Annotated in this window: 20 protein-coding genes; 8 read left to right on the top strand and 12 right to left on the bottom strand. The window is 64.5% G+C overall.

The window, feature by feature from the left end; genetic code table 11:
* Positions 1–49: 49 nt before the first annotated feature.
* The gene (locus tag ACVJGD_RS29785; RefSeq protein WP_456637571.1) at positions 50–361 is read left to right on the top strand and encodes a hypothetical protein; all 312 of its coding nucleotides are present in this window, start codon (positions 50–52) and stop codon (positions 359–361) included.
* Between the two features lie 192 nt (positions 362–553).
* Complete coding sequence (locus ACVJGD_RS29790; RefSeq protein ID WP_456637572.1) at positions 554–1,489, top strand: homocysteine S-methyltransferase family protein; 936 nt, start codon at positions 554–556, stop codon at positions 1,487–1,489.
* Positions 1,490–1,554: 65 nt separating this feature from the next.
* On the opposite strand, the gene ACVJGD_RS29795 is transcribed toward ACVJGD_RS29790, so the two are convergent.
* The 5 genes from ACVJGD_RS29795 to ACVJGD_RS29815 form a co-directional block, all read right to left on the bottom strand.
* The gene (locus tag ACVJGD_RS29795; protein WP_456637573.1) at positions 1,555–3,630 is read right to left on the bottom strand and encodes an OmpA family protein; all 2,076 of its coding nucleotides are present in this window, start codon (positions 3,628–3,630) and stop codon (positions 1,555–1,557) included.
* Between the two features lie 151 nt (positions 3,631–3,781).
* Complete coding sequence (locus tag ACVJGD_RS29800) at positions 3,782–4,063, bottom strand: hypothetical protein (protein ID WP_456637574.1); 282 nt, start codon at positions 4,061–4,063, stop codon at positions 3,782–3,784.
* Between the two features lie 130 nt (positions 4,064–4,193).
* Positions 4,194–4,577: a VOC family protein gene (locus ACVJGD_RS29805; RefSeq protein WP_456637575.1), complete on the bottom strand. Its 384-nt coding sequence runs from the start codon at positions 4,575–4,577 to the stop codon at positions 4,194–4,196.
* Complete coding sequence (locus ACVJGD_RS29810) at positions 4,577–5,530, bottom strand: glutathione S-transferase family protein (RefSeq protein ID WP_456637576.1); 954 nt, start codon at positions 5,528–5,530, stop codon at positions 4,577–4,579. Before ACVJGD_RS29810 ends, ACVJGD_RS29805 begins: the two co-directional genes overlap by 1 nt.
* Before the next feature lie 172 nt (positions 5,531–5,702).
* Positions 5,703–7,847 carry a response regulator gene (locus tag ACVJGD_RS29815; protein ID WP_456637577.1) on the bottom strand — a complete coding sequence of 715 codons (2,145 nt, stop codon included), beginning with the start codon at positions 7,845–7,847 and terminating at the stop codon, positions 5,703–5,705.
* 228 nt (positions 7,848–8,075) lie between these two features.
* Here ACVJGD_RS29815 and ACVJGD_RS29820 point away from each other — a divergent pair, with 228 nt between their 5' ends.
* The 4 genes from ACVJGD_RS29820 (at position 8,076) to ACVJGD_RS29835 (ending at position 11,863) form a co-directional block, all read left to right on the top strand.
* On the top strand, positions 8,076–8,549 hold the full coding sequence (locus ACVJGD_RS29820) for a nuclear transport factor 2 family protein (protein ID WP_456637578.1): 474 nt from the start codon (positions 8,076–8,078) through the stop codon (positions 8,547–8,549).
* Positions 8,550–8,847: 298 nt separating this feature from the next.
* Positions 8,848–9,126 carry a hypothetical protein gene (locus ACVJGD_RS29825; RefSeq protein WP_456637579.1) on the top strand — a complete coding sequence of 93 codons (279 nt, stop codon included), beginning with the start codon at positions 8,848–8,850 and terminating at the stop codon, positions 9,124–9,126.
* 200 nt (positions 9,127–9,326) lie between these two features.
* A complete protein-coding gene (locus tag ACVJGD_RS29830) occupies positions 9,327–10,274 on the top strand; it encodes a LysR family transcriptional regulator (RefSeq protein ID WP_456637580.1) in 948 nt (315 codons plus the stop codon).
* 338 nt (positions 10,275–10,612) lie between these two features.
* The gene (locus ACVJGD_RS29835) at positions 10,613–11,863 is read left to right on the top strand and encodes a vanadium-dependent haloperoxidase (protein WP_456637581.1); all 1,251 of its coding nucleotides are present in this window, start codon (positions 10,613–10,615) and stop codon (positions 11,861–11,863) included.
* A gap of 50 nt (positions 11,864–11,913) precedes the next feature.
* On the opposite strand, the gene ACVJGD_RS29840 is transcribed toward ACVJGD_RS29835, so the two are convergent.
* The 5 genes from ACVJGD_RS29840 to ACVJGD_RS29860 form a co-directional block, all read right to left on the bottom strand.
* Positions 11,914–12,696, bottom strand: coding sequence for a succinate dehydrogenase iron-sulfur subunit (locus ACVJGD_RS29840; protein ID WP_456637582.1), 783 nt, complete (start codon positions 12,694–12,696; stop codon positions 11,914–11,916).
* 21 nt (positions 12,697–12,717) lie between these two features.
* A complete protein-coding gene (sdhA, locus tag ACVJGD_RS29845) occupies positions 12,718–14,559 on the bottom strand; it encodes a succinate dehydrogenase flavoprotein subunit (RefSeq protein ID WP_456637583.1) in 1,842 nt (613 codons plus the stop codon).
* Positions 14,560–14,562: 3 nt separating this feature from the next.
* The gene (sdhD, locus tag ACVJGD_RS29850; protein WP_456640417.1) at positions 14,563–14,937 is read right to left on the bottom strand and encodes a succinate dehydrogenase, hydrophobic membrane anchor protein; all 375 of its coding nucleotides are present in this window, start codon (positions 14,935–14,937) and stop codon (positions 14,563–14,565) included.
* 17 nt (positions 14,938–14,954) lie between these two features.
* The gene (gene sdhC / locus ACVJGD_RS29855; protein ID WP_130581523.1) at positions 14,955–15,353 is read right to left on the bottom strand and encodes a succinate dehydrogenase, cytochrome b556 subunit; all 399 of its coding nucleotides are present in this window, start codon (positions 15,351–15,353) and stop codon (positions 14,955–14,957) included.
* Between the two features lie 209 nt (positions 15,354–15,562).
* On the bottom strand, positions 15,563–16,486 hold the full coding sequence (locus tag ACVJGD_RS29860) for a LysR family transcriptional regulator (RefSeq protein ID WP_456637584.1): 924 nt from the start codon (positions 16,484–16,486) through the stop codon (positions 15,563–15,565).
* A 112-nt stretch (positions 16,487–16,598) separates the two neighbouring features.
* On the opposite strand from ACVJGD_RS29860, the gene ACVJGD_RS29865 reads away from it, so the two are divergent.
* Positions 16,599–17,459 (top strand): sulfite exporter TauE/SafE family protein, encoded by an 861-nt coding sequence (locus tag ACVJGD_RS29865; RefSeq protein WP_456640418.1) that lies wholly within the window; start codon positions 16,599–16,601, stop codon positions 17,457–17,459.
* A gap of 107 nt (positions 17,460–17,566) precedes the next feature.
* Here the strand turns inward: ACVJGD_RS29865 and ACVJGD_RS29870 are convergent, their stop codons facing one another.
* Both ACVJGD_RS29870 and ACVJGD_RS29875 read right to left on the bottom strand, forming a co-directional pair.
* Positions 17,567–18,052: a DUF3658 domain-containing protein gene (locus ACVJGD_RS29870; RefSeq protein ID WP_456637585.1), complete on the bottom strand. Its 486-nt coding sequence runs from the start codon at positions 18,050–18,052 to the stop codon at positions 17,567–17,569.
* Between the two features lie 31 nt (positions 18,053–18,083).
* Positions 18,084–19,613 carry a malonate--CoA ligase gene (locus ACVJGD_RS29875; RefSeq protein ID WP_456637586.1) on the bottom strand — a complete coding sequence of 510 codons (1,530 nt, stop codon included), beginning with the start codon at positions 19,611–19,613 and terminating at the stop codon, positions 18,084–18,086.
* 89 nt (positions 19,614–19,702) lie between these two features.
* On the opposite strand from ACVJGD_RS29875, the gene ACVJGD_RS29880 reads away from it, so the two are divergent.
* A complete protein-coding gene (locus tag ACVJGD_RS29880) occupies positions 19,703–20,464 on the top strand; it encodes an SDR family oxidoreductase (protein ID WP_456637587.1) in 762 nt (253 codons plus the stop codon).
* Positions 20,465–20,512: the final 48 nt, after the last annotated feature.

Raw genomic sequence — 20,512 nt, forward strand, 5'->3', positions numbered from 1 at the left:
TCGGAATTGCAGCCGTCCGGCGCGCCCGAACCATTGTAGGGCACAGATCATGATCAAGCCATTTGCCGGTGCCGCTCTCCTCGTCCTGTTGTCCGGATCGCCAACGCTCGCGCAAGTGATCTATCCGATCGACCGCGCCGACATCCTCGCCGGCGCCCATTTCGACTTCAAGGTCGAGTTTCCCGATCGCGTCGATCCGGCGAAGGTGAAAGTCACGATAAACGGCGCGGATCATACCGCAGTATTCGGCCAGCCCGGAAGCTTCGTAGAGCGCGAAGACGGCAAGGAGCAGTCGGCCCTGATCCTTCGCGACGTCGCATGGAGGAAGTCGCCTGGCAAACCTGGCGCGGCGAGCAACTGATCGAGGAGCGCTTTTTCTTTGATCCGCAGCAGATGAAGAGGTGAGGCAGGCGCCCGTTTGGAGGCTGCGCTCACGCTTCTGTGCACGCGAGGCGTCTGGGAGGTCGCGACAATATGAGGCACCAACCCTGCCCGACCAAAGCTAGCCTTGGCCGACCTACCGGTGACTGCCTTTTTGATCGCGGAGGCATCAATGGCCAAGTATCGACACGACTTGCCGCAGCGGCGGGGCGGCATGTTCCTGACCGACGGCGGCATGGAAACGACGTTGATCTTCCACCACGGTCTCGAGCTGCCACATTTTGCCGCCTTCGTTCTGCTCGACTCCGCGGATGGTCGTGAGCACCTCAAGCACTACTACGAATCCTATCTTGCGATCGCCCGCGAGAAGGGCACCGGTTTCGTGCTCGACAGCCCGACCTGGCGCGCCAATCCGGATTGGGGCGCCAAGCTCGGCTACGACGCGGACGCGCTGAAATCGATCAACGTCCGTTCGATCGAGCTTCTGAACGAGCTGCGGAACACCTGGGAGCGGCCGAACATGCCCTGCGTCATCGATGGCGCGATCGGCCCGCGTGGTGACGGCTACAAGGCCGGCAACATGGATGCATCGGAGGCGGAAGCCTATCACGCACCGCAGATTGCCGCCTTTGCGGAAGCCGGCGCCGATATGGTGACGGCGTTCACGCTGAACGGGATCGATGAAGCAATCGGGATCGTCCGCGCCGCCCAGGCGCAGCGCATTCCCGTGGCGATCTCCTTCACCGTCGAGACCGATGGTCGCCTCGTGAAAGGCGAAACGCTGCGCGAGGCGATCGAGACCGTCGATCGCGAAACGCAAAACGCGCCGGAATATTTCCTGATCAACTGCGCCCATCCGACCCATTTCGAAGGCGCATTGAATGCAGGCGAGACGTGGGTCAGGCGCATCCATGGCGTCCGGGCCAATGCATCGGCCAAGAGCCATCAGGAGCTCGACGAATCCGAGACCCTCGATGCCGGCGACGCGAGCGATCTCGGCCGCCGCTATGTCGACCTCCGGCGGTCGTTTCCCGGCATGCGGATTCTCGGCGGCTGCTGCGGCACCGACCATCGCCATGTCGCCGCGATCTGCGAAGCGTGCATATAGTTGAGCTGCTTGATGAACAAAAATGGCCGGGATCGCTCCCGGCCATTTGTTCGAAACGGTCCGCCTCAGCGCGGGGTGGCGGGCGGCGGCAGTGAGGCGGTGCCGCCGTTGAGCAGCGGGGTGATGCGGCGGATGGTGACGCGCCGGTTGACGCGGCTCGGCCCGTCCGTCTGCTCCTTCAGGTTCTGCTCGCCGTAACCCTGCGAGGTCAGGTTTTCCGCAGGGACCTGGAACTGCTGGGTTAGCAGCTCCGCCGTCGATTCGGCGCGGCGGTCCGAGAGCGAGAGATTGTCGACCTCGTTACCGACAGCGTCGGTGTGGCCCTCGATCAGGAACACCTCCTGCGGATTGCGCTGGAGTGCCCGGTTCAGGCCATCGGCGATCACCTGCAGCTTCGCCGCCTGGTCCGGGGAAATCTCCCACGATCCCGTGTCGAAGTTGATGGTGTTGACGTCGATGCTCGGCATCAGCATGCGCACGTTCGGGCTGTAGCGGATTTCGTCCAGCGAATAGCGACGTTCGATCCGGTCGACCGGCGGCGCCACCATGGTCTCGTAGATCACGTCCGGCGACGCCTCTTCGGCATCGACGATGTAGCGGTTGTAGGGGATGCGGACCACCGGCGGCGGCATGTCGACATAGAAACCACCGACCGCGCGCGGATCGCGATAGCTGTTGTCGATGATCACCATCTCGCGGCCGCCCGGGTCACGCCGGATCCGGCGCAGCAACTGCCCGTCGCGGCCCATCACCGTGACAATCTGCGAGCCGTCCGGACGAACCACGACCGTGCGCGTGTCGCCCCCGACCGTCTGGGTCTGGACGTCGCGCGCGCCGTAGCGGAAGCGATCGATCTCGCTGTGGCGGACATAGGCCTGACCGCTCGGGTCGCGGATGATCATCCGGCCCGGCTCGGTGATGACGGTGCGGCCGCCCTCCTGGATCTCGCGTCGCTCGGCGCGGAAGTCCTCGATGCGGCGCGGCCCAATCGCCACGCCCTCGCGGGAGAACTTGGTGCCGAAGTCGGCTGGAGGCGGTGGCAGCGGCGCAGTGACTGTCGGTGCGCGACGGAACGCCGGCGCAACCACAGGCGCCGCATTCTGTGCGCGGCCGGGCGGCGGCGCGGCAGCCGGCGCCGCGGGCGCTGCGGTGGGCGCCGCGGCGCCGGGTGTGCCGGGCGCAACACCGGGACGCGCCTGCGGGGCCACGGGGGCCGCAGGCGGCGTGCCTGCAGCGGGCGGCGCGCTCGCCGGCGCGCCGGCGGCAGGAGGTGTCGTGGTTGCTGCACCAGGCCGCGCCGGTGAAGGAGTCGGAGAGGGGCTTCCGGCAGCAGGAGGCGGCGCGGTTGCCGCGCCAGGCCGTGCCGGCGAAGGAGTCGGAGACGGACTTCCCGCGGCCGGCGGCGTTGCGGGTGTCGGCGTTGCCGCAGGCGCACGCTGAGCTGGTGTCGGCGCAGCGGTGGGTGCAGTCGCAGGCTGCTTGGCGCCGGCGGGCGGCGCTTCCTTGCGCGCACCGGGCGGCGGTGTCGGCGTGGCCGGCGCGGTGGGCGCAGCGGGTGGCGTTGCCGCGGATGGAGGCGCGGGCGGCTGCGTGCGCGCCGGCGGTGCTGCGGTTGGTGGCGCGGTGCGTGCCGGCGGAGCAGCAGTCGGGGGTGCAGGCTGTTGCGTGTGCGCAGGCGGAGCCGCCGCTGGCGGCGTCGGTGCGCGCGGTGCGGCTGCCGGAGGCGGCGTCGGACGCGCAGGCGGAGCAGCGGCCGGCGGCGGTGTTGGCCGTGCGGGAGCGGCGGCGGGGGGCGGCGCTGCTGGCCGCTCTGGCGCAGCAGCCGGAGGCTGTGGTGTTGGCCGTGCCGGCGCAGCAGCCGGGGGCGGTGGTGCTGGTCGCGCCGGAGCAGCGGCCGGCGGTGCAGAAGGATGGGCAGGCGGAGCAGCGCCAGGGTGCTGCGGAGGCCCGGGCTGTTTGGGCGCAGCGGCCGGCGGCGCCGCCTTCGGCGGCTGCTTCGGCCTTCCTTCCGGACCGCCTTCTTCCTTCTTCTCCGCCTGCGCCACGACGAGCGGCGCGGTTTGCGCATGCGATGCGGAGCTTATGAGCTGCGTCACCGTCAATGCAGTCGTGGCAAGCAGCACCAGGCGAAGGTTTGTCATGATGGCAGGTCCCGGAAAGTTCTTGGCAATGGTGGAGGGATGGCGGGGGCCGAATAGCTCGGCGGTTGGATGAACCGTTATTCGTTAGGCCCGCAATGTGGCGGGAGGGGCTTTTTATTTCAGCGCTGCAATGACTTGCAGGCGCGCTTGTTCATTGCTCATTCAGATGAGGGTTGCAAATCGCCGGTCTCACCATTGTTCCCTGGAGCGGTTCCGCGGCGTCGGTCGGATTCGGCGGACGCGGTCCGTCCGGCCCACGGATCGGCACTTCATCCGGCAGCTCGCCGGGCAGTTCGTCAGGCAGCGGCGGCTCGCCGGGCTCACGCGCAGGTGGCGGCACCTCAGGGCGCGGATTCCCTGGAGGGATTCCGGGCGGTGGTTCGCTCGGCGCGCCAGGCGTCGTCGGCGGAATCTCGGGCGGTTCGATCGGCACTAGCTCGCAACCGTGCCATTGTTTCCGATCGCAGCGCGCGGATTATCATGGGTCATCGCTCGCTCCGTTCCCTTACCGAAGAACGATAACGGGACGCAGGCGGTGATGTTCCGGCGATCCGGGATCGGAATTATGCCGGCGCGTGGCAGACCGCTTCGATGTTGTGCCCGTCGGGATCGAGCACGAACGCGCCGTAGTAGTTGGGATGGTAGTGCGCGCGGATACCGGGTGCGCCGTTGTCGCGTCCGCCGGCTGCGATCGCGGCCTTGTAGAAGGCATCCACGGTTGCGCGGTCCTTTGCCACGATCGCGACGTGCAGCGGCTTTTCAAGTCCGCCTTCGCCGCCGATCCAGAAATCCGGCTTGCCGCCGGCGCCGAAGCCGGCCGCCCGATCATCGCCGTTCTCCTGCGTGACTTCCATGATGAGCATGTAGTCGAGCGGCGCGAGCGCCTGCTGATAGAACGCCAGGGAACGCTGATAGTCGGAAACCGGAAAACCGACGTGATCGATCATCACGACTCTCCTTCGGCCTGTCCGCCGTGATCAAACACCAGAAAGCCGGCGCGCGGGAAGTGCACCACCACTTCGCCTGCGCGAGGATCGTGCCTGCGGATCGCGATATGCTGCGACGACAGCGAAACGATCTCGCCGCTCACTCTCACCTTGCCGTAGTCATCGGGCATCACCTCGACCCGGTCGCCGGGCTTGCGGCGGTTGGGATCGTAGGGGTCGGGCAGCACGGTGGTCCGCGGCGTCGCGGTGGCAGCGATTTCGAGCGCGGCGGCGGGCGAGATTTCCTTGCTTGGCTTGTGCTCGATGGCGCGAATGCGCGCCTCCCATGATCGCGTCGCGGGGAATTCGGAGAGCATCTTGTCGAGGTCGGGAAGGTTGGTGCGCACGTACCAGATATTCATGTAGGCATTGACATCGCACAGGCTGGCCTGGTCGCCGCTCATCCAGCTATGGCCGTTGCGAAGCTGGGCCTCGATCCATTGCAGGTTGGCGCGAAACTGGTCGCGCATCTGCGGGATCGCCTCCCGCATGGCGGCAACGTCGAACTTGGCGCCGCGCAGCTTTTCCCGGTCGTCAATGAACTCCTGCGGCACATTGTCGGCGACCGAGCCGAAGATCAGATTGACGGTGTTCTGGAAGAACGGCCGGTCGGTCCACATCGCGGTTGCGGCGGCGAGCCCATAATACCCGCTCGGGAACAGCGTCGGCTGCGGATAGCGCCGCTCCAGTTCGCGGACGATGCATTGGGTGTCGCAATAGATATCGGCGCCGATCTGCATCACCGGGGTCCGCCGGTAGCCCCCCGTCAGCGGCATCAGATCCGGTCGGGGCATGATCCGGGAAATCTGGACCGAAGTCCATGTGACGTTCTTCAGCGCCAGGATCAGGCGTATCTTCTCCGAGAACGGCGATTGAGGAAAATGATGGAGTATGACGGGATACTCGGGACTCATCGTTCCCTCCCAGTTTCATGATCCGATCAGTTGATCGGATTCATGATCTTATCTCTTTGTTTGAGCACGATCTTTCGGAAAACCGGCTTCCAGTTTTCCGGATCATGCTCCAGGTTGATGCTTGAGGGAAGGCTAACCCCGGCCCGGGCCGCTTACAATGGACCGGCGCGCGTCAGGACGACGCCGCCGTCGGCGTCCATGTTGCTTTCGGCCGCGAGACCTTGTGCAGCGCGTGCGAGAGCTGCTCGATCGAATAGGGCTTTTGCAGGAAGTCGAACCCATAGCTGCCCCGCTGCGCCAGCACCTGGCTGTAGCCGCTGGTCAGCACGATCGGCAGGTCGGGGTTGCGGCGGCGGATCTCCTGGGCGAGTTCGATGCCGCTCATGCCGGGCATCGCGACGTCGGTGAGCACCACGTCGAAGCGGGCGACGTCGCCGGCCAATGCTTCCAGCGCCTGCGCGGCGTTGTCGACCAGGGTCGCGGTGTAGCCGAGCTCGGCGAGCGCGTCGGCCGTAAACCTGCCGACCTCGATATTGTCCTCGACCACCAGCACCGACATGCCGCTGCCGTCAACCGGCGGCGCATCCGCGGTCGCGAATTGCAATGTCGGGCCGGTAGCCGCGGCGCGGCGCAGATAGAGCGTGAACGTAGAGCCCTTGCCGACTTCGCTGACGACGACAATCTCGCCGCCGGACTGCTTGGCGAATCCGAACACCTGCGACAGCCCGAGCCCGGTGCCGTGACCGATCTGCTTGGTGGTGAAGAACGGCTCGAAGATGCGCCCGAGCTGATCCTGCGGAATGCCGATGCCGGTGTCCCCGACCGCTACCGCGACATAGCCGTGCGGCGCTGGCGGATGGCCGTCGGGAACGGGTAGTTCGGCGGCGCGCCGCACCGCGATCGTCAGCCGGCCCGCGCTGTCCATGGCGTCGCGCGCATTGACGGCCATGTTGATGATCGCGGTCTCGAACTGGCCGGCATCGGCGTTGATGAAGCAGGATTCGTCGGGAAGCCTGGTGACGATTTCGATCCGCGGTCCCACCAACGTTCCGATCATCTCGCTCAGCACCTGCACGCTCTGGCTGACGTCGAACAGTTCGGGCTTCAGCGTCTGCCGTCGCGCGAAGGCGAGCAGTTGGCCGGTCAGCTTCGAGGCCCGGTTGACCGTCTCCGAAATCGCATCGATGTAGCGCAGTCGCCGCTGCTCCGGCAGGTTCGGCCGCCGCAGCATGTCGATGGAGGCGCGGATCACGGTAAGCAGGTTGTTGAAGTCGTGCGCGACGCCGCCGGTGAGCTGGCCCAGCGCCTCCAGCCGTTGCCCATGCTTCAGCGCTTCTTCGGCCTCCCTGCGTCTTTCGGCTTCCTCATGCAGGCGTCGTGTCCGCCGCAGCGCCAAGGCGAGCAGGAGAAATAGCAGCGCGGTGGCCGGCACGCCAAAAATCAGGTGCTGGCTGATGGTCGCGATCCAGCGCGCGCGGATCGCCGAGGTCTCGAGCCCCGCGCTGATATAGATCGGATACTCGGCGAGCCGCCGATAGCCGAGGCGGCGTTCGATGCCGTCCGCCGGCGATATGATGGTGACCAGGCCGCCGTCGGGGACCGCGGCGAGCTGCTGCGCAATCGGTCCGTTGGGGTCGAGGCGGAACTCGCTGTTAGCCTTGGGATAACCAGCCAGCATCGCGCCGTCGGTGCGGCCGAGCGCGAAGAAGCTGCCGGGTTCGCGGCCGATCCGCGCGTAGAAATTCTCGAAATATTCGGGGAGCACCGATGCCTGGATCACGCCGGCAAAGTCGCCTCCCTCGGTCGACCGCCGCCGGCTGACGCCGAAGAACGGTGCGCCGCGATAGGGCGGCCGCGGCGTCAGCACGTCGCCGATATGGGTGCCGACATCGCCCGCAATATGCGCCTTGAAGTACTCACGATCCGAGAAATCGATGTCGGGCGCCGGCGCCACCAGGCTGTTGACCAAGGCGTGGCCGCGGGCGTCGAAGACCCAGGTCGATTTCACGTGGGGCAGCGACGCGGTGAGCTGCTTCAGCCGCTGGTGCAGGCTCTCTTCGCGCGAACGAATGTCGGCATCGGGAAGGCTGCGGATGATTTCCGCGATCTCCGACAGGGCGCGGTCGATGGTCTCGAACACTTTCAGCGCGTGCTCATGCGCGACGTCGAGCGTGCGCTCGATCTCCCGGTCGGCGGCCTGGTTGATTGAATTCCAGGAGATCACTGAGGCAAAAACGAACAGCGCCAGCGGAAGGGCCAGGGAAGCGGCCATCATCCATTGCAACAACTTCAGCGAATGGCGTTGTGCGGTCTGCACGGGCACTCCGGTTCCACCGCAACCTTAACGCAAAATTCGCCCCCGGAGGAAGGGGAGCGGATGCGGCTTCCTGGCCGCCATGGCCGGCCAGTTCCGTCCCTCGCATCACAAGGTTTCGTGCATTATGGAAAGCTGCAGCATGCTTTGGGAAGATAAGAATGAGCCTCCCCGGGCACACTCGCGCCGCAAGCGGCAGGTCCGGGCCGGGATAGAGAATGGAGATCGTACATGGCTGAGAGCCGTCCCCCCTTTCCGCCTTTCACTCATGAGACTGCCGTGCAGAAAGTGCGAGGCGCGGAAGACGGCTGGAATTCCTGCAATCCGGAACGGGTCTCGCTCGCCTACAGCCCGGACAGCTATTGGCGTAACCGGTCGGAATTCATCAACGGCCGCGCCGAGATCGTCGCCTTCCTTACGCGGAAATGGGTGAAGGAGCTCGACTACCGCCTGATCAAGGAGCTTTGGGCGTTCACCGATAACCGCATCGCCGTACGTTTCGCCTATGAGTGGCACGACGATTCCGGAAACTGGTTTCGCTCCTACGGCAACGAGAACTGGGAGTTCGCCGCAAACGGGCTGATGCAAAAGCGGTTCGCCTGCATCAACGATCTCCCCATCAAGGAATCCGAACGGAAATACCATTGGGATCGTTCGGGACCTCGTCCCGCCGATCACCCGGGGCTTTCCGACCTCGGGCTTTGAACGTTTCTCCTCGGACGGAGGCTGCCTATCGAACGCAACGCACGAGCCATAGAGCGCCTCCATGATCCGTCGGTGCGCCGCGGCGCCCGTTGTTTAAGCATTGCAGGAACAGATCTTGAGATCGTGGAGGCGTTCGCCCGCAGTTCATCGCGGCCAGTTGGCCGGTTGCTTACAACCGCAACTGTTCTCCCGAACGATTGAAATCACGCTGTAGCAAGCCGCGACGATTCTGGCCGCTCCACATTGGAAGGAGGTCAGCCGATGACACCAACGGCAATCGAAGCTTGGGAGAGCAATCATGCGTGAGATGATCGGAACAGTGATCCTGGCGGCTTTACTTTCTGGCCGCGCAGCCACGGCCGAGACGGTGGGGCTGGCGAAGCCATCGCCATCAGCCGTTTCGTCAGGCATGTCCGATACTTCGTCACGGACGCTGGGCCTGCCGTGGCCCGCTCCGGTCGGCCATCGTCAGCCCCAGGCGAAGGACCTGCCGTCGCAGAGTCCGAACGAGCTCGAGCATATCAGCGAAGAGGATCGCGCTGTCGACCGCAAGCTCACGATCTGCCACGGCTGCTGAGCCTTCCGCGCCGCGTTTGTCGTCCCGTGCGTCCTGGCCGGTGTGGACGCACGGGACAACATTTCGAATGTAACTCATCTCCGATTCGCTGAAATGATCCTGTAGCCCGGCAACGTCATTGAACCCGGCAACCGCATCAATCCTCTCCGCCACGACGTGCTTCATCCCTCTGCCCGCAGATCGCGGATAAACCATATGACATGCGTGATTTCAGCCCGGCCAGCGCGACAAGTTCCGAACCCGGCGTGACAAAGGCGCGCCAAGTGGACCTCAACTCTCTTCAAACCTTTGTCGCTGTCGTGCGGGCTGGCGGATTTGCCGCTGCCGCACGTCAGACCAACACGCCGCGCTCATCCGTCAGTTTGCGCATCAGAACGTTGGAAAGAACACTCGGCGTGCGCCTCTTCAAGCGCTCGACCCGCGCTTTTTCCCTCACCACGGAAGGCGCTGAGCTGTACGGACGCTCTGCGGAGGCTCTGGCCTCTCTCGCCGGCGCGCTCGCCGGCGTAGGCAAGGCAGGCGCCGCCTATGCCGGTGGAATCCGGCTGACGGCGCCGGCAGACTTTCCGGTCGGAATCATCGCCGGCGCCGTTTCCGAATTCCGCGAAGCGCATCCCGTCGTGCGGTTCGAGGTGCTGCTCACGAACGACGTGCTCGACCTCATCTCCGAAAACATCGATGTCGCCCTTCGCATTGGCGCTTCCAATCCGCAGGACGCGCTCGTCAGGGGCGTTCTCGACATGGAGTTCGGCCTCTACGCCAGCGCCGAATATCTGCGCAGGAACGGCATACCGGCCAGCATACACGCGGTCAGCACCCTGATTGGACCCGAGCGGCCCGAGCTGCGCCGCCTTCTGTCCCGCGCTCTCAACAACGGGGTTGAATTCCCGCAATTTCAGGTCGCGGTGGACAATTTCGCCCTGGTGCGCGAATTCGTCCTGCTGCATCAAGGCGTCGGGCTGCTGCCGCAATCGCTATGCCGAGCCGAACTTGAATCGAAAGCCGTTGTGCCCGTGCTGCCGCACCTTTTTTCGGGATCGACCCGGCTCCATCTCTCCTTTCCCTCGCGCGCCGACCTCAATCCCAAGGTCAACGCGTTTGCGCAAGTCCTGGCGCGTCATCTGGAGGCGGCGGCGGCCGGACGGTGACCGCGATCCTGCACGAGATTCCCGATCCACGCGAGGAGCATATGGACCTCTTGCCCGGCATCGCCGCGCGCCACGATCAGGAGATCGTCGGGCCTCTGCCCTGAATTCTGCGTGCTCGGCATGCGCCCGTGCTCCGGCAGCATGCTGGCGGCGTGTGAAGGTGAACCGCTTCACAGGGATGTCCGGCGGAGCATGATATTCATCCCGGGTCGCACGACAATAAACGTCAACGACGCTTACGCGTCGTTGCGTTCATGCGGCTGCGACTTTCACTAGCAGATTTCCAGTGCCCATCTCGTGTTGCCGGCTCGTGCGGCAAATTTTTGAAGGAGCACGCCATGAAATCTTCCTCGGTCATTTCCCAAATTCTGTTGGCAAGTGCCGTGATTGCAGCGCTCGCCGAAGCGGCGCGAGCCGATGTGATCATGGACTGGAACGCAAAGGCTGATGCGATCGCGGTGGAAAAGCAAATCCTCCCCGCCGGTCAAAGTCGAGCGTTGTCGATGATGCACGTCGCGATGTTCGAGGCGGTGAACGCCATTGAACACAAGTATGCGCCCTACAAGCTCACGCTCAGCGCCGATCGCTCGACGTCGAAAGAAGCCGCCGCCGCGACGGCGGCGCATGATGTCCTGGTCTCGATCTACGCCGATCGGAAATCCGATCTTGATTCCGCGCTGTCGGCTTCGCTCTCGGCTGTTGCCGACACCGAGGCGAAATCGGCGGGCATCGAGCTCGGCAGGAAGGCGGCCGCCGCAATCGTCGCGCTCCGTGCAAAGGATGGAAGCACGGCACAAGAGGGTTACCGCCCCTACACCAGGCCCGGTGTCTACGTTCCGACTGCGGTACCCGTGTTCAGCACGATAGGCGCCACCACCCCGTGGGTCATGACGACGGGCTCGCAATTCCGGCCCGAGCCGCCGCCCGCGCTCGATTCCGAGACGTGGACCAGGGATCTCAATGAAATTCGCGAGGTCGGCGCACGGGGCAGCACCACGCGCACCGAAGAGCAGACGACGATCGGCCGCTTCTGGTTCACCGTTGGTGCGCGCACCTACAATCCAATCGTGAAGCAGGCCGCGATTGCGAAGGGCATGGACATTGTCGATTGCGCCCGGCTCTTCGCGCTCACCTCCATGGCGGGCAATGACGCGCTCGTCGCGGTCTTTGATGCCAAGTATCGCTACAATTTCTGGCGACCCGTCACGGCAATACGCAACGCTGACATGACCGGAAATTCGGAAACGCCACGCGATGGATCATGGTTGCCGCTCGGCGAAACTCCGATGCATCCGGAATATCCATGCGCGCACTGCATTACGTCCGCCGCGGTCGGAGCCGTTCTCCAAAGCGTCGTCGGAGATGAATTTGGGGAGTTCTCGCTCACCAGCCCGGCCGCCCCCGGCGTGACGCGCAAGTGGACGCGGATCCAGGATTACAGTGACGAGGTGGCCAACGCGCGCATCTATGCCGGTTTTCACTATCGGTTTTCTACCGAAGTTGGAAAGCAGATGGGCAGGAAGATCGGCGAATTGACCGTGGCCACCCAGCTTCGCGGCGTGGAAGCCACGGCAAATCCAAAGCCGTGACCACCTGACGTTCGGCGGCGGCCAGCTTCCAGGGCCGGCCGCCGAGCGGCTCACATCTGCCGCTCGACCAGCTTCAGCTTGAGCTCGGCGATCGCTTCCGAGGGGTTGAGGCCTTTCGGGCAGGCCTTGGCGCAGTTCATGATGGTGTGGCAGCGATAGAGCCGGAACGGGTCCTCGAGATTGTCGAGCCGTTCGCCGGTGGCTTCATCGCGGCTGTCGGTGACCCAGCGCGTGGCCTGCAGCAGCGCGGCGGGGCCGAGGAAGCGCTCGCTGTTCCACCAGTAGCTCGGGCACGAGGTCGAGCAGCAGGCACAGAGGATGCATTCATAGAGGCCGTCGAGCTTCTCGCGGTCCTCGTGGCTCTGCTTCCATTCCTTCTGCGGCGTCGGCGTGGTCGTCTGCAGCCACGGCTCGATGGAGGCATATTGCGCATAGAAATTGGTGAGGTCGGGGACGAGGTCCTTCACGACCGGCTGGTGCGGCAGCGGGTTGACCTTCACCGCGCCGTCTTTCACGTCATGCATCGACTTGGTGCAGGCGAGCGTGTTCTGGCCGTCGATGTTCATGGCGCAGGAGCCGCAGACGCCCTCGCGGCAGGAGCGGCGGAAGGTCAGCGTCGGGTCGATGTGGTTCTTGATCCAGATCAGGCCGTCCAGGACCATCGGCCCGCAATCGTTGGTGTCGACGTAATAGGTGTCGACGCTCGGGTTCTTGCCGTCGTCAGGATTCCAGCGATAGATCTTGAACTCGCGCGTCTCGGTCGCGCCGGCCGGCTTCGGCCAGGTCTTGCCGCCCGTGATCTTGGAGTTCTTCGGAAGCGCGAAGTCAGCCATGCTTGCAAGCCTTTGTCGTCATCAATACACACGCGCCTTGGGCGGAATGTACTGCACGTCGTTGGTCATCGTGTAATCGTGCACCGGGCGGAAATCGATCGTGGTGTTGCCGTTCGGATCGAGCCAGGCCAGCGTGTGCTTCATCCAGTTCTTGTCGTCACGGTCAGGGAAATCCTCGCGCGCATGGGCGCCGCGGCTTTCGGTGCGGTTGGCCGCCGAATCCATGGTGACGACAGCCTGCACGATCAGGTTGTCGAATTCCAGCGTCTCGATCAGGTCGGAATTCCACACCAGCGAACGGTCGGAGACGGCGATGTCGCCGATGCCGCCATGCACCTTGTGGATCAGGTTCTTGCCTTCCTGCAGCACCTCGCCGGTGCGGAACACCGCGCAATTGTTCTGCATCACGTGCTGCATGCTGTCGCGCAGCTTGGCGGTCGGCGTGCCGCCCGAGGCGTAGCGGAAATGGTCGAGCCGGCCGAGCGCCATCTCGGCGGAATCCTTCGGCAGTTCCGGCTGCTTGCCATTGGCGGTGAGTTTCTCGGCGCAGCGCAGCGCCGCGGCGCGGCCGAATACGACGAGGTCGATCAGCGAGTTGGAGCCGAGCCGGTTGGCGCCGTGCACGGAGACGCAGGCGGCTTCGCCGATCGCCATCAGGCCGGGTACCACCGCGTTGTCGTCGCCGTCCCGCTTGGTCAGCACTTCGGCGTGGAAGTTGGTCGGGATGCCGCCCATGTTGTAGTGCACCGTCGGCACGATCGGGATCGGCTCGCGGGTGACGTCGACATTGGCGAAGATCCGTGCCGACTCGGAGATGCCGGGCAGCCGCTCGGCCAGCACCTTCGGATCGAGATGATCGAGGTGCAAATAGATGTGGTCCTTCTTCTTGCCGACGCCGCGGCCTTCGCGGATCTCGATGGTCATCGCGCGCGAGACCACGTCGCGCGAGGCGAGGTCCTTGGCCGACGGCGCATAGCGCTCCATGAAGCGCTCGCCCTCGGAATTGACGAGATAGCCGCCTTCGCCGCGCGCGCCCTCGGTGACGAGGCAGCCCGCGCCGTAGATGCCGGTCGGGTGGAACTGCACGAACTCCATGTCCTGCAGCGGCAGGCCGGCGCGCAGCACCATGCCGCCGCCGTCGCCGGTGCAGGTATGCGCCGAGGTGCAGGAGGCGTAGGCGCGGCCGTAGCCGCCGGTGGCCAGGATCGTGGTCTGGGCGCGGAAGCGGTGCAGCGTGCCGTCGTCGAGCTTGATCGCGATCACGCCGCGGCAGACGCCCTGGTCGTCCATGATCAGGTCGATGGCGAAGAACTCGATGAAGAATTCCGCCGCGTGCCGCAGCGACTGGCCGTACATCGTGTGCAGCATGGCATGGCCGGTGCGGTCGGCGGCGGCGCAGGTGCGCTGCGCCTGGCCCTTGCCGAAGTCGATCGTCATGCCGCCGAACGGGCGCTGGTAGATCTTGCCGTCCTCGGTGCGCGAGAACGGCACGCCCCAATGCTCGAGCTCGTAGACCGCCTCCGGCGCGTTGCGCACCATGTATTCGATCGCGTCCTGGTCCCCTAACCAGTCCGACCCCTTGACGGTGTCGTACATGTGCCAGCGCCAGTCGTCCTGGTGCATGTTGCCGAGCGAGGCCGAGATGCCGCCCTGCGCCGCGACCGTGTGCGAGCGGGTCGGGAACACCTTGGTGATGCAGGCGGTGCGCAGGCCCGCTTCCGAGCAGCCGACCACCGCGCGCAGGCCGGCGCCGCCGGCGCCGACCACGACGACGTCGTAGGTGTGGTCTTCGATCGGATAGGCCTTGCCATTTGTGGCCGGGCCACTGCCATTGGTGGCCTTGCCGTTACCTTCAGCGGCCATTGGTCATACTCCCGAGGATAATTTAAGGAGTGCGTAGATCGAGGCCAAGGCCACCGCAACGCAGAAGAAATTGTTGGCCATGATGCTGGCGAGCTTCAGCTTCTCGTTATGCACATAGTCCTCGATCACGACCTGCATGCCGATCTTCATGTGCCAGATGCTGGCGACGATGAAGAGCAGAAGGATGATCGCGATCGGCAGCGAGCCGAGGATTTGCGCGGCGCCGGCATGGTTGCGGCCGACCAGTGTCAGGATCACGATCAGCACCGGCACGATCAGCACCGTCATCGCCACCGCGGTAAGGCGCTGGCGCCAGAAATCGGTGGTGCCGGAATGCGAGGCGCCGAGATTGCGGACGCGGCCGAGCGGCGTGCGCATCGAGGAACGGGAGTCGCTCATCGTCCGCCTCCGATCGCGTAAGCGATGATCCAGATCAGCACGGTGAGCACGATGCCGCCGATCAGCGCGGCCCAGGTCAGGGCCTCCCGCTCATTGGCCTTGAAGCCGTAGCCCAGGTCCCAGACGAAATGCCTGATGCCGCTGAGCAGATGGTGCATCAGCGCCCATGTGTAACCGAACACGATCAGCTTGCCGATGAAGCTGCCGGTGAAAGCCTGCAGGTTGGCGTAGGCCGAGGGGCCGGAAGCCGCCGCGATCAGCCACCAGGCGAGCAGCAGCGTGCCGACGTAAAGCGCTATTCCCGTGGCGCGATGGACGATGGAAAGCGCCATCGTCAGGGTCCAGCGATAGGTCTGTATATGGGGCGAGAGCGGTCGTTCGATCCTGGCGGTCATCAGCGGCTTTGAGTTTGGTGGGACCGCGGCGGGCCCAGCGGGGAACGCGGTAGATAAATTCTATTTACGGAGTCGAGTCTAACAGCGCAACGGCCAAATGCCTGCAAAACGAATGAGTATTCATTGCTACATCATTGATGACACAAGGCGATCAGAGGCTTGGTATACCAGGGTGGCCGATACAGGCCAAGAATCGAATTTTGATTCGGCTAAGATGCTGCGGCGGGATGCGTGCCGAACGGATCGGTGGCCTGCCATCGTTCAATGAGATAATCGACAAATGCCCGGGTCTTTGGCGAAGCAAGCCGCGACGGCTGAAACACCAGGTGCAACGGGGTCGCCGGCGCCTCGTAGTCGGCAAGGATCCGCCGCAAGCTGCCGGCCCTGATATCGGCGTCCACCTGCCACGACGGCACGCGGACAATGCCCGCGCCTTCCTTCGCCGCCGCGGCAAGCGCGTCGAGGCTATTCATCCAGAGCCGACCGGATATGCGGATTTTGCGGTCTGCCTTCGCGCTCTCCGCGAAGCGCCACTCAGCCGTGCCGGGCGCATCGGAGAACACAAGACAGTCGTGATCGGCGAGGTCGCGCGGCGCCTGCGGCACGCCGCGGCGCGCGAGATAGGTCGGCGATGCGCATACGATCATCCTGAGATCGGCGAGCTTGCGCGCGACCAATTGCGAATCCCGCAGGCGGCCGACGCGGATCGCAAGATGGATGTCTTCCTCCACCATGTCGACGGCGCGATCGACCAGCAGCAGATCGACCGACAGCAACGGGTAGCGCCGCAGGAATTCGCCGAGCAGCGGCGCGATCACGAGCCGCCCCATCAGGCTGGGGCAGCTCACGCGAATCCGTCCCGAGGGCTGGTGACGGTCGCGTGACAACGCGGCTTCGATTTCCCTGACCTCGCCGAGGATCGATTTCGCGCGCTCGTAGAAAATCCTGCCATCATCGGTCAGCGCGAGCTGCCGTGTGGTGCGGAGTAGCAGCCGCGTGCCGAAATGCTGCTCCAGCGCGGAGATCTGCCGGCTGACCGAGGTCAGTGAGCTCGGGAGCGAGCGGGCTGCCGCCGAGAGACTGCCCGTCTCCACCGCGCGGACAAAGGTCGCCATGGCCGAAAGCTGGTCCATCCGATCCTTCCGGAATTCGCAAGGCTGTTCGCCGAAGGGGCTAGATACTCCCACGTTCGACAAGGGTCTAGCCTTCCGGAGCGGCGGGGATTAAACGCCGATTCGCAGGGACATCATGGCTGGCCTCGATCTCATCGAACTCGTTGAACTCGCGTTGTTGCTGATCGCGGTTGGCGCCTTGTCCGGCTTTCTTGCCGGCCTGTTCGGCATCGGCGGCGGCGCGATCCTGGTGCCGGTGTTCTACGAATGCTTCCGCCTGGCGGGCGTGCCGCTGGAGGTGCGGATGCCGCTCTGCATCGGCACCTCGCTCGCCATCATCATCCCGACCTCGATCAGCTCGTTTCGCGCCCATTACCGGCGCGGCGCGGTCGACATGCAGGTGTTGAAGCGCTGGTGGCTTCCGATCGTGCTCGGCGTCCTCGCCGGCAGCGTCACCGCGCGGTTTGCGCCGGAGCGGCTGTTCAAGATCGTGTTCGTGATGGTGGCATGGTCGGCCGCGGCGCGGCTGCTATTGGCGCGCGAGGGTTGGAAGTTCGGGGACGAACTGCCGAAAGGCTTCTTGATGCGCGTCTACGGCTTCTTCGTCGGCCTGCTCTCGACCTTGATGGGCATCGGCGGCGGCTTGTTCGCCAATCTCCTGATGACCTTCTACGGCCGCCCGATCCATCAGGCGGTCGCGACCTCCTCGGCGCTGGCAGTCCTGATCTCGATTCCCGGCGCGCTCGGCTACGTCTACGCCGGCTGGCCGGCCGCGGCGCGCTTTCCCGATATCCTCGCCCTACAGATCCCGTTCGCGCTCGGCTACGTCTCGCTGATCGGCGCCATCCTGGTGATGCCGACCACGCTGGTCACGGCGCCGCTCGGAGTGAAGGTCGCGCATGCGCTGTCGAAACGCGCACTGGAAATGGCGTTCGGCGCCTACCTCTTCATCGTCGGCGGCCGGTTCGTGGTCAGCCTTGTGAGCGGGCAGTAGCCTCGTAGCCCGGGTGGAGCGGAACGGCGCAACCCGGGACGCCGCGTCAACGTCTACCGACGGTCCCGGGTTACGCTGGCGCTCCACCCGGGCTACGCAGCCCATCGTCAACTCAGCTTCTTCCTGACTTCGCTATGACGCCATCGGCGCAGATCGCCTTGGCTCTCAAGACGCTCTGCGTCAACCAGGGCCTGAATACGGGCCGCGAACATTTCGTCGGTAACCCCAAGAGCAAGCTCTTCACTTCGCTTCACTGCGTGCCAGATGACGAAGGCCATTTTTCGCCATTGCGGGGCGATCATGGAGAGAACGATCTCGTCGACCTGGGATTCGGATGCAGACGGCGGAAGTCGAACCTGATCCCACCGGAGCGAGCTGTTGATCTCGGGAAACTCCTCAAATGGAAGCAAATCGGAAAATCGGTCAAAAATCGCCTCTAGCAGCTCGGAGTTGAGCTTGATGATGAGAGCCCTGAGGGACGCAGCATCCTCGTCCTGATCTTCGACAACGCCGGCGGCTGCCTTCGCCTCGTCGAGCTCGTAGGCGGCCGCAAGCAAGTAATCAAGAATCTCTTCCGCCTGCTCTCGGTCCATGACCTCTTCCCCCGGGAGCGGCTGCGCGCCCCTACTTCTTCGTATAGATATCCTTATACGTATCCCGTAAAATATTCTTCTGCACCTTGCCCATGGTATTGCGCGGCAGTTCGTCGACGACGAACACGCGCTTCGGCATCTTGAACTTTGCCAATCGTCCTTCGAGGCCGTTCAGCACCGTCGCTTCGTCGATGGTGGCGCCGGGCTGGCGCACCAGGACGGCGGTGACGCCTTCGCCGAAATCGGCATGGGGCACGCCGATCACGGCGGATTCGACCACACCGGGCATGCCGTCGATCTCGGTCTCGATCTCCTTGGGATAGACGTTGAAGCCGCCGGAGATCACCAGGTCCTTGCCGCGGCCGAGGATGTGCACATAGCCCTTGGCGTCGATCTTGCCGAGATCGCCGGTGATGAAGAAGCCGTCGTCGCGGAATTCGGACTTGGTTTTTTCCGGCATCCGCCAATAGCCCTTGAACACGTTCGGGCCCTTGACCTCGATCACGCCGATGGTCTCTGGGGGCAACACCTTGCCCGTGTCAGGGTCGGTGACACGTGCGGAGACGCCGGGCAGTGGGAAGCCGACCGCGCCGGGCACGCGCGCGCCGTCATAGGGATTGGAGGTGTTCATGTTGGTCTCGGTCATGCCGTAGCGCTCGAGCACGGCATGACCCGTGCGGGCGGACCATTCGCGATGGGTGTCGGCGAGCAGCGGCGCCGAGCCCGAAACGAACAGCCGCATATGCCTGGTCGTCTCTTTGTTGAGCGCGGGATTCTGCAAGAGGCGCGTGTAGAAGGTCGGCACGCCCATCAGCACGGTGGCGCGCGCCATCAGCTTGATGATCAGGTCGGGATCGAACTTCGGCAGGAAGATCATCGCGGCGCGGGCGAACAGCGTCACGTTGCTGGCCACGAACAGGCCGTGGGTATGATAGATCGGCAGCGCGTGGATCAGCACGTCATCCCCAGTGAAGCGCCAGTAATCGACCAGCGACAGCGAGTTCGAGGCCAGATTGTCGTGGCTCAGCATCGCGCCCTTGGAGCGGCCGGTGGTGCCCGACGTATAGAGGATCGCGGCGAGATCATCATTGCCGCGCGCCACCGTCTTGAAGTCAGGGCTCGCTTTGTCGGCCGCCTCCGTCAGCGAACCCTTGCCGTCGGCGCCGAGCGTCTCGACCTTGGCGCCGACTTTCGCCGCGATCGTGCCGATGCCTTCAGCCTTGGAGGGATCACAGACCACCAGCGATGGTTCGGCGTCGGTGATGAAGTAGTCGAGCTCGTTGAGCGTATAGGCGGTGTTGAGCGGCAAATAGACGGCGCCGGCGCGCACGGTCGCCAGATACAGCACGAGGCCCTGCACCGACTTCTCGGTTTGTGCTGCAACGCGGTCGCCGACCTTGACGCCGCGCGAAACCAACACGTTCGCCATTTGCCCGGTGCGCGCGATCAGGTCCGCATAGCTGATCTTCGTGCCGTCAAGCTGTTCGATCGCAAGCCTGCTCGGATCGTCGAGACCGTCGAACAGGCGGGAAAACAGGTTGGCGTTGGCGGCGGTGTTCATGCAACATCCCCTGAAGGGCGGAAAGGCCGGGAAAATCCGGCCGCTGGCTTAGCAAAAACGCCCTTTGGAAAGCAACGGAGACAGTTTGCATGACAAATAATGGGAAACGCGTGGCCTGGGTGACGGGCGGCGGCACCGGGATCGGCGAGTCCGGGGCGGAATTCCTGGCGGCCGACGGCTGGACCGTGGTGGTCTCGGGCCGCCGCAAGGAAGAGCTGGACCGGGTGGTCGCCAGCATCGCCAAGAAGGGCGGCAAGGCCGAGGCCATTCCGCTCGACGTCAGCAGCAAGCAGGACGTCAACAAGGTCGCCGAGCAGATCCTCAGCCGTCACGGCCGCATCGACCTCCTGGTCAACAGCGCCGGCATCAACGTGCCGAAGCGGAGCTGGGCCGACATGGAGCTGGAGGGCTGGGACAGACTGGTCGAGATCAATCTCAACGGCGTGCTCTATTGCATCCATGCGGTGCTGCCGGCGATGCGCAAGCAGCAGGACGGCTGCATCATCAACGTCGCCTCCTGGGCCGGCCGCCATGTCTCGAAGATGCCCGGCCCGGCCTACACCACGACCAAGCATGCGGTGCTGGCGCTGACCCATTCCTTCAACATGGATGAATGCGTCAACGGCCTGCGCGCCTGCTGCCTGTCGCCCGGCGAGGTCGCAACCCCGATCCTGAAGCTGCGCCCCGTGGTGCCGAGCGAAGCCGAACAAGCAAAAATGCTGCAGCCGGAAGATCTCGGCCGCACCATCGCCTTCGTCGCCAGCCTGCCGCCGCGGGTCTGTGTCAACGAGATCCTGATCAGCCCGACCCACAACCGCGGCTTCATCCAGACGCCTGCGAACAGGGATTAGTTTTCCATCCTGTAGATTCCATGGGGCGGTGAGCGCGCCCTTTCCGGT

This window comes from Bradyrhizobium sp. USDA 10063, from assembly GCF_054063735.1.

Excerpts from the sequence above, each read along its gene's own strand:
- sdhC (WP_130581523.1), bottom strand. The coding sequence starts at position 15,353 with ATGACCGCCAGGATCGAACGACCGCTCTCGCCCCATATACAGACCTAT.
- ACVJGD_RS29875 (WP_456637586.1), bottom strand. The coding sequence starts at position 19,613 with ATGAACACCGCCGCCAACGCCAACCTGTTTTCCCGCCTGTTCGACGGT.
- ACVJGD_RS29820 (WP_456637578.1), top strand. The coding sequence starts at position 8,076 with ATGGCTGAGAGCCGTCCCCCCTTTCCGCCTTTCACTCATGAGACTGCC.
- sdhD (WP_456640417.1), bottom strand. The coding sequence starts at position 14,937 with ATGCGCACGCCGCTCGGCCGCGTCCGCAATCTCGGCGCCTCGCATTCC.
- ACVJGD_RS29785 (WP_456637571.1), top strand. The coding sequence starts at position 50 with ATGATCAAGCCATTTGCCGGTGCCGCTCTCCTCGTCCTGTTGTCCGGA.
- ACVJGD_RS29810 (WP_456637576.1), bottom strand. The coding sequence starts at position 5,530 with ATGAGTCCCGAGTATCCCGTCATACTCCATCATTTTCCTCAATCGCCG.
- ACVJGD_RS29790 (WP_456637572.1), top strand. The coding sequence starts at position 554 with ATGGCCAAGTATCGACACGACTTGCCGCAGCGGCGGGGCGGCATGTTC.
- ACVJGD_RS29830 (WP_456637580.1), top strand. The coding sequence starts at position 9,327 with ATGCGTGATTTCAGCCCGGCCAGCGCGACAAGTTCCGAACCCGGCGTG.
- ACVJGD_RS29795 (WP_456637573.1), bottom strand. The coding sequence starts at position 3,630 with ATGACAAACCTTCGCCTGGTGCTGCTTGCCACGACTGCATTGACGGTG.
- ACVJGD_RS29840 (WP_456637582.1), bottom strand. The coding sequence starts at position 12,696 with ATGGCTGACTTCGCGCTTCCGAAGAACTCCAAGATCACGGGCGGCAAG.
- ACVJGD_RS29825 (WP_456637579.1), top strand. The coding sequence starts at position 8,848 with ATGCGTGAGATGATCGGAACAGTGATCCTGGCGGCTTTACTTTCTGGC.
- ACVJGD_RS29860 (WP_456637584.1), bottom strand. The coding sequence starts at position 16,486 with ATGGACCAGCTTTCGGCCATGGCGACCTTTGTCCGCGCGGTGGAGACG.
- ACVJGD_RS29805 (WP_456637575.1), bottom strand. The coding sequence starts at position 4,577 with ATGATCGATCACGTCGGTTTTCCGGTTTCCGACTATCAGCGTTCCCTG.
- ACVJGD_RS29870 (WP_456637585.1), bottom strand. The coding sequence starts at position 18,052 with ATGGACCGAGAGCAGGCGGAAGAGATTCTTGATTACTTGCTTGCGGCC.
- ACVJGD_RS29880 (WP_456637587.1), top strand. The coding sequence starts at position 19,703 with ATGACAAATAATGGGAAACGCGTGGCCTGGGTGACGGGCGGCGGCACC.
- ACVJGD_RS29835 (WP_456637581.1), top strand. The coding sequence starts at position 10,613 with ATGAAATCTTCCTCGGTCATTTCCCAAATTCTGTTGGCAAGTGCCGTG.
- sdhA (WP_456637583.1), bottom strand. The coding sequence starts at position 14,559 with ATGGCCGCTGAAGGTAACGGCAAGGCCACCAATGGCAGTGGCCCGGCC.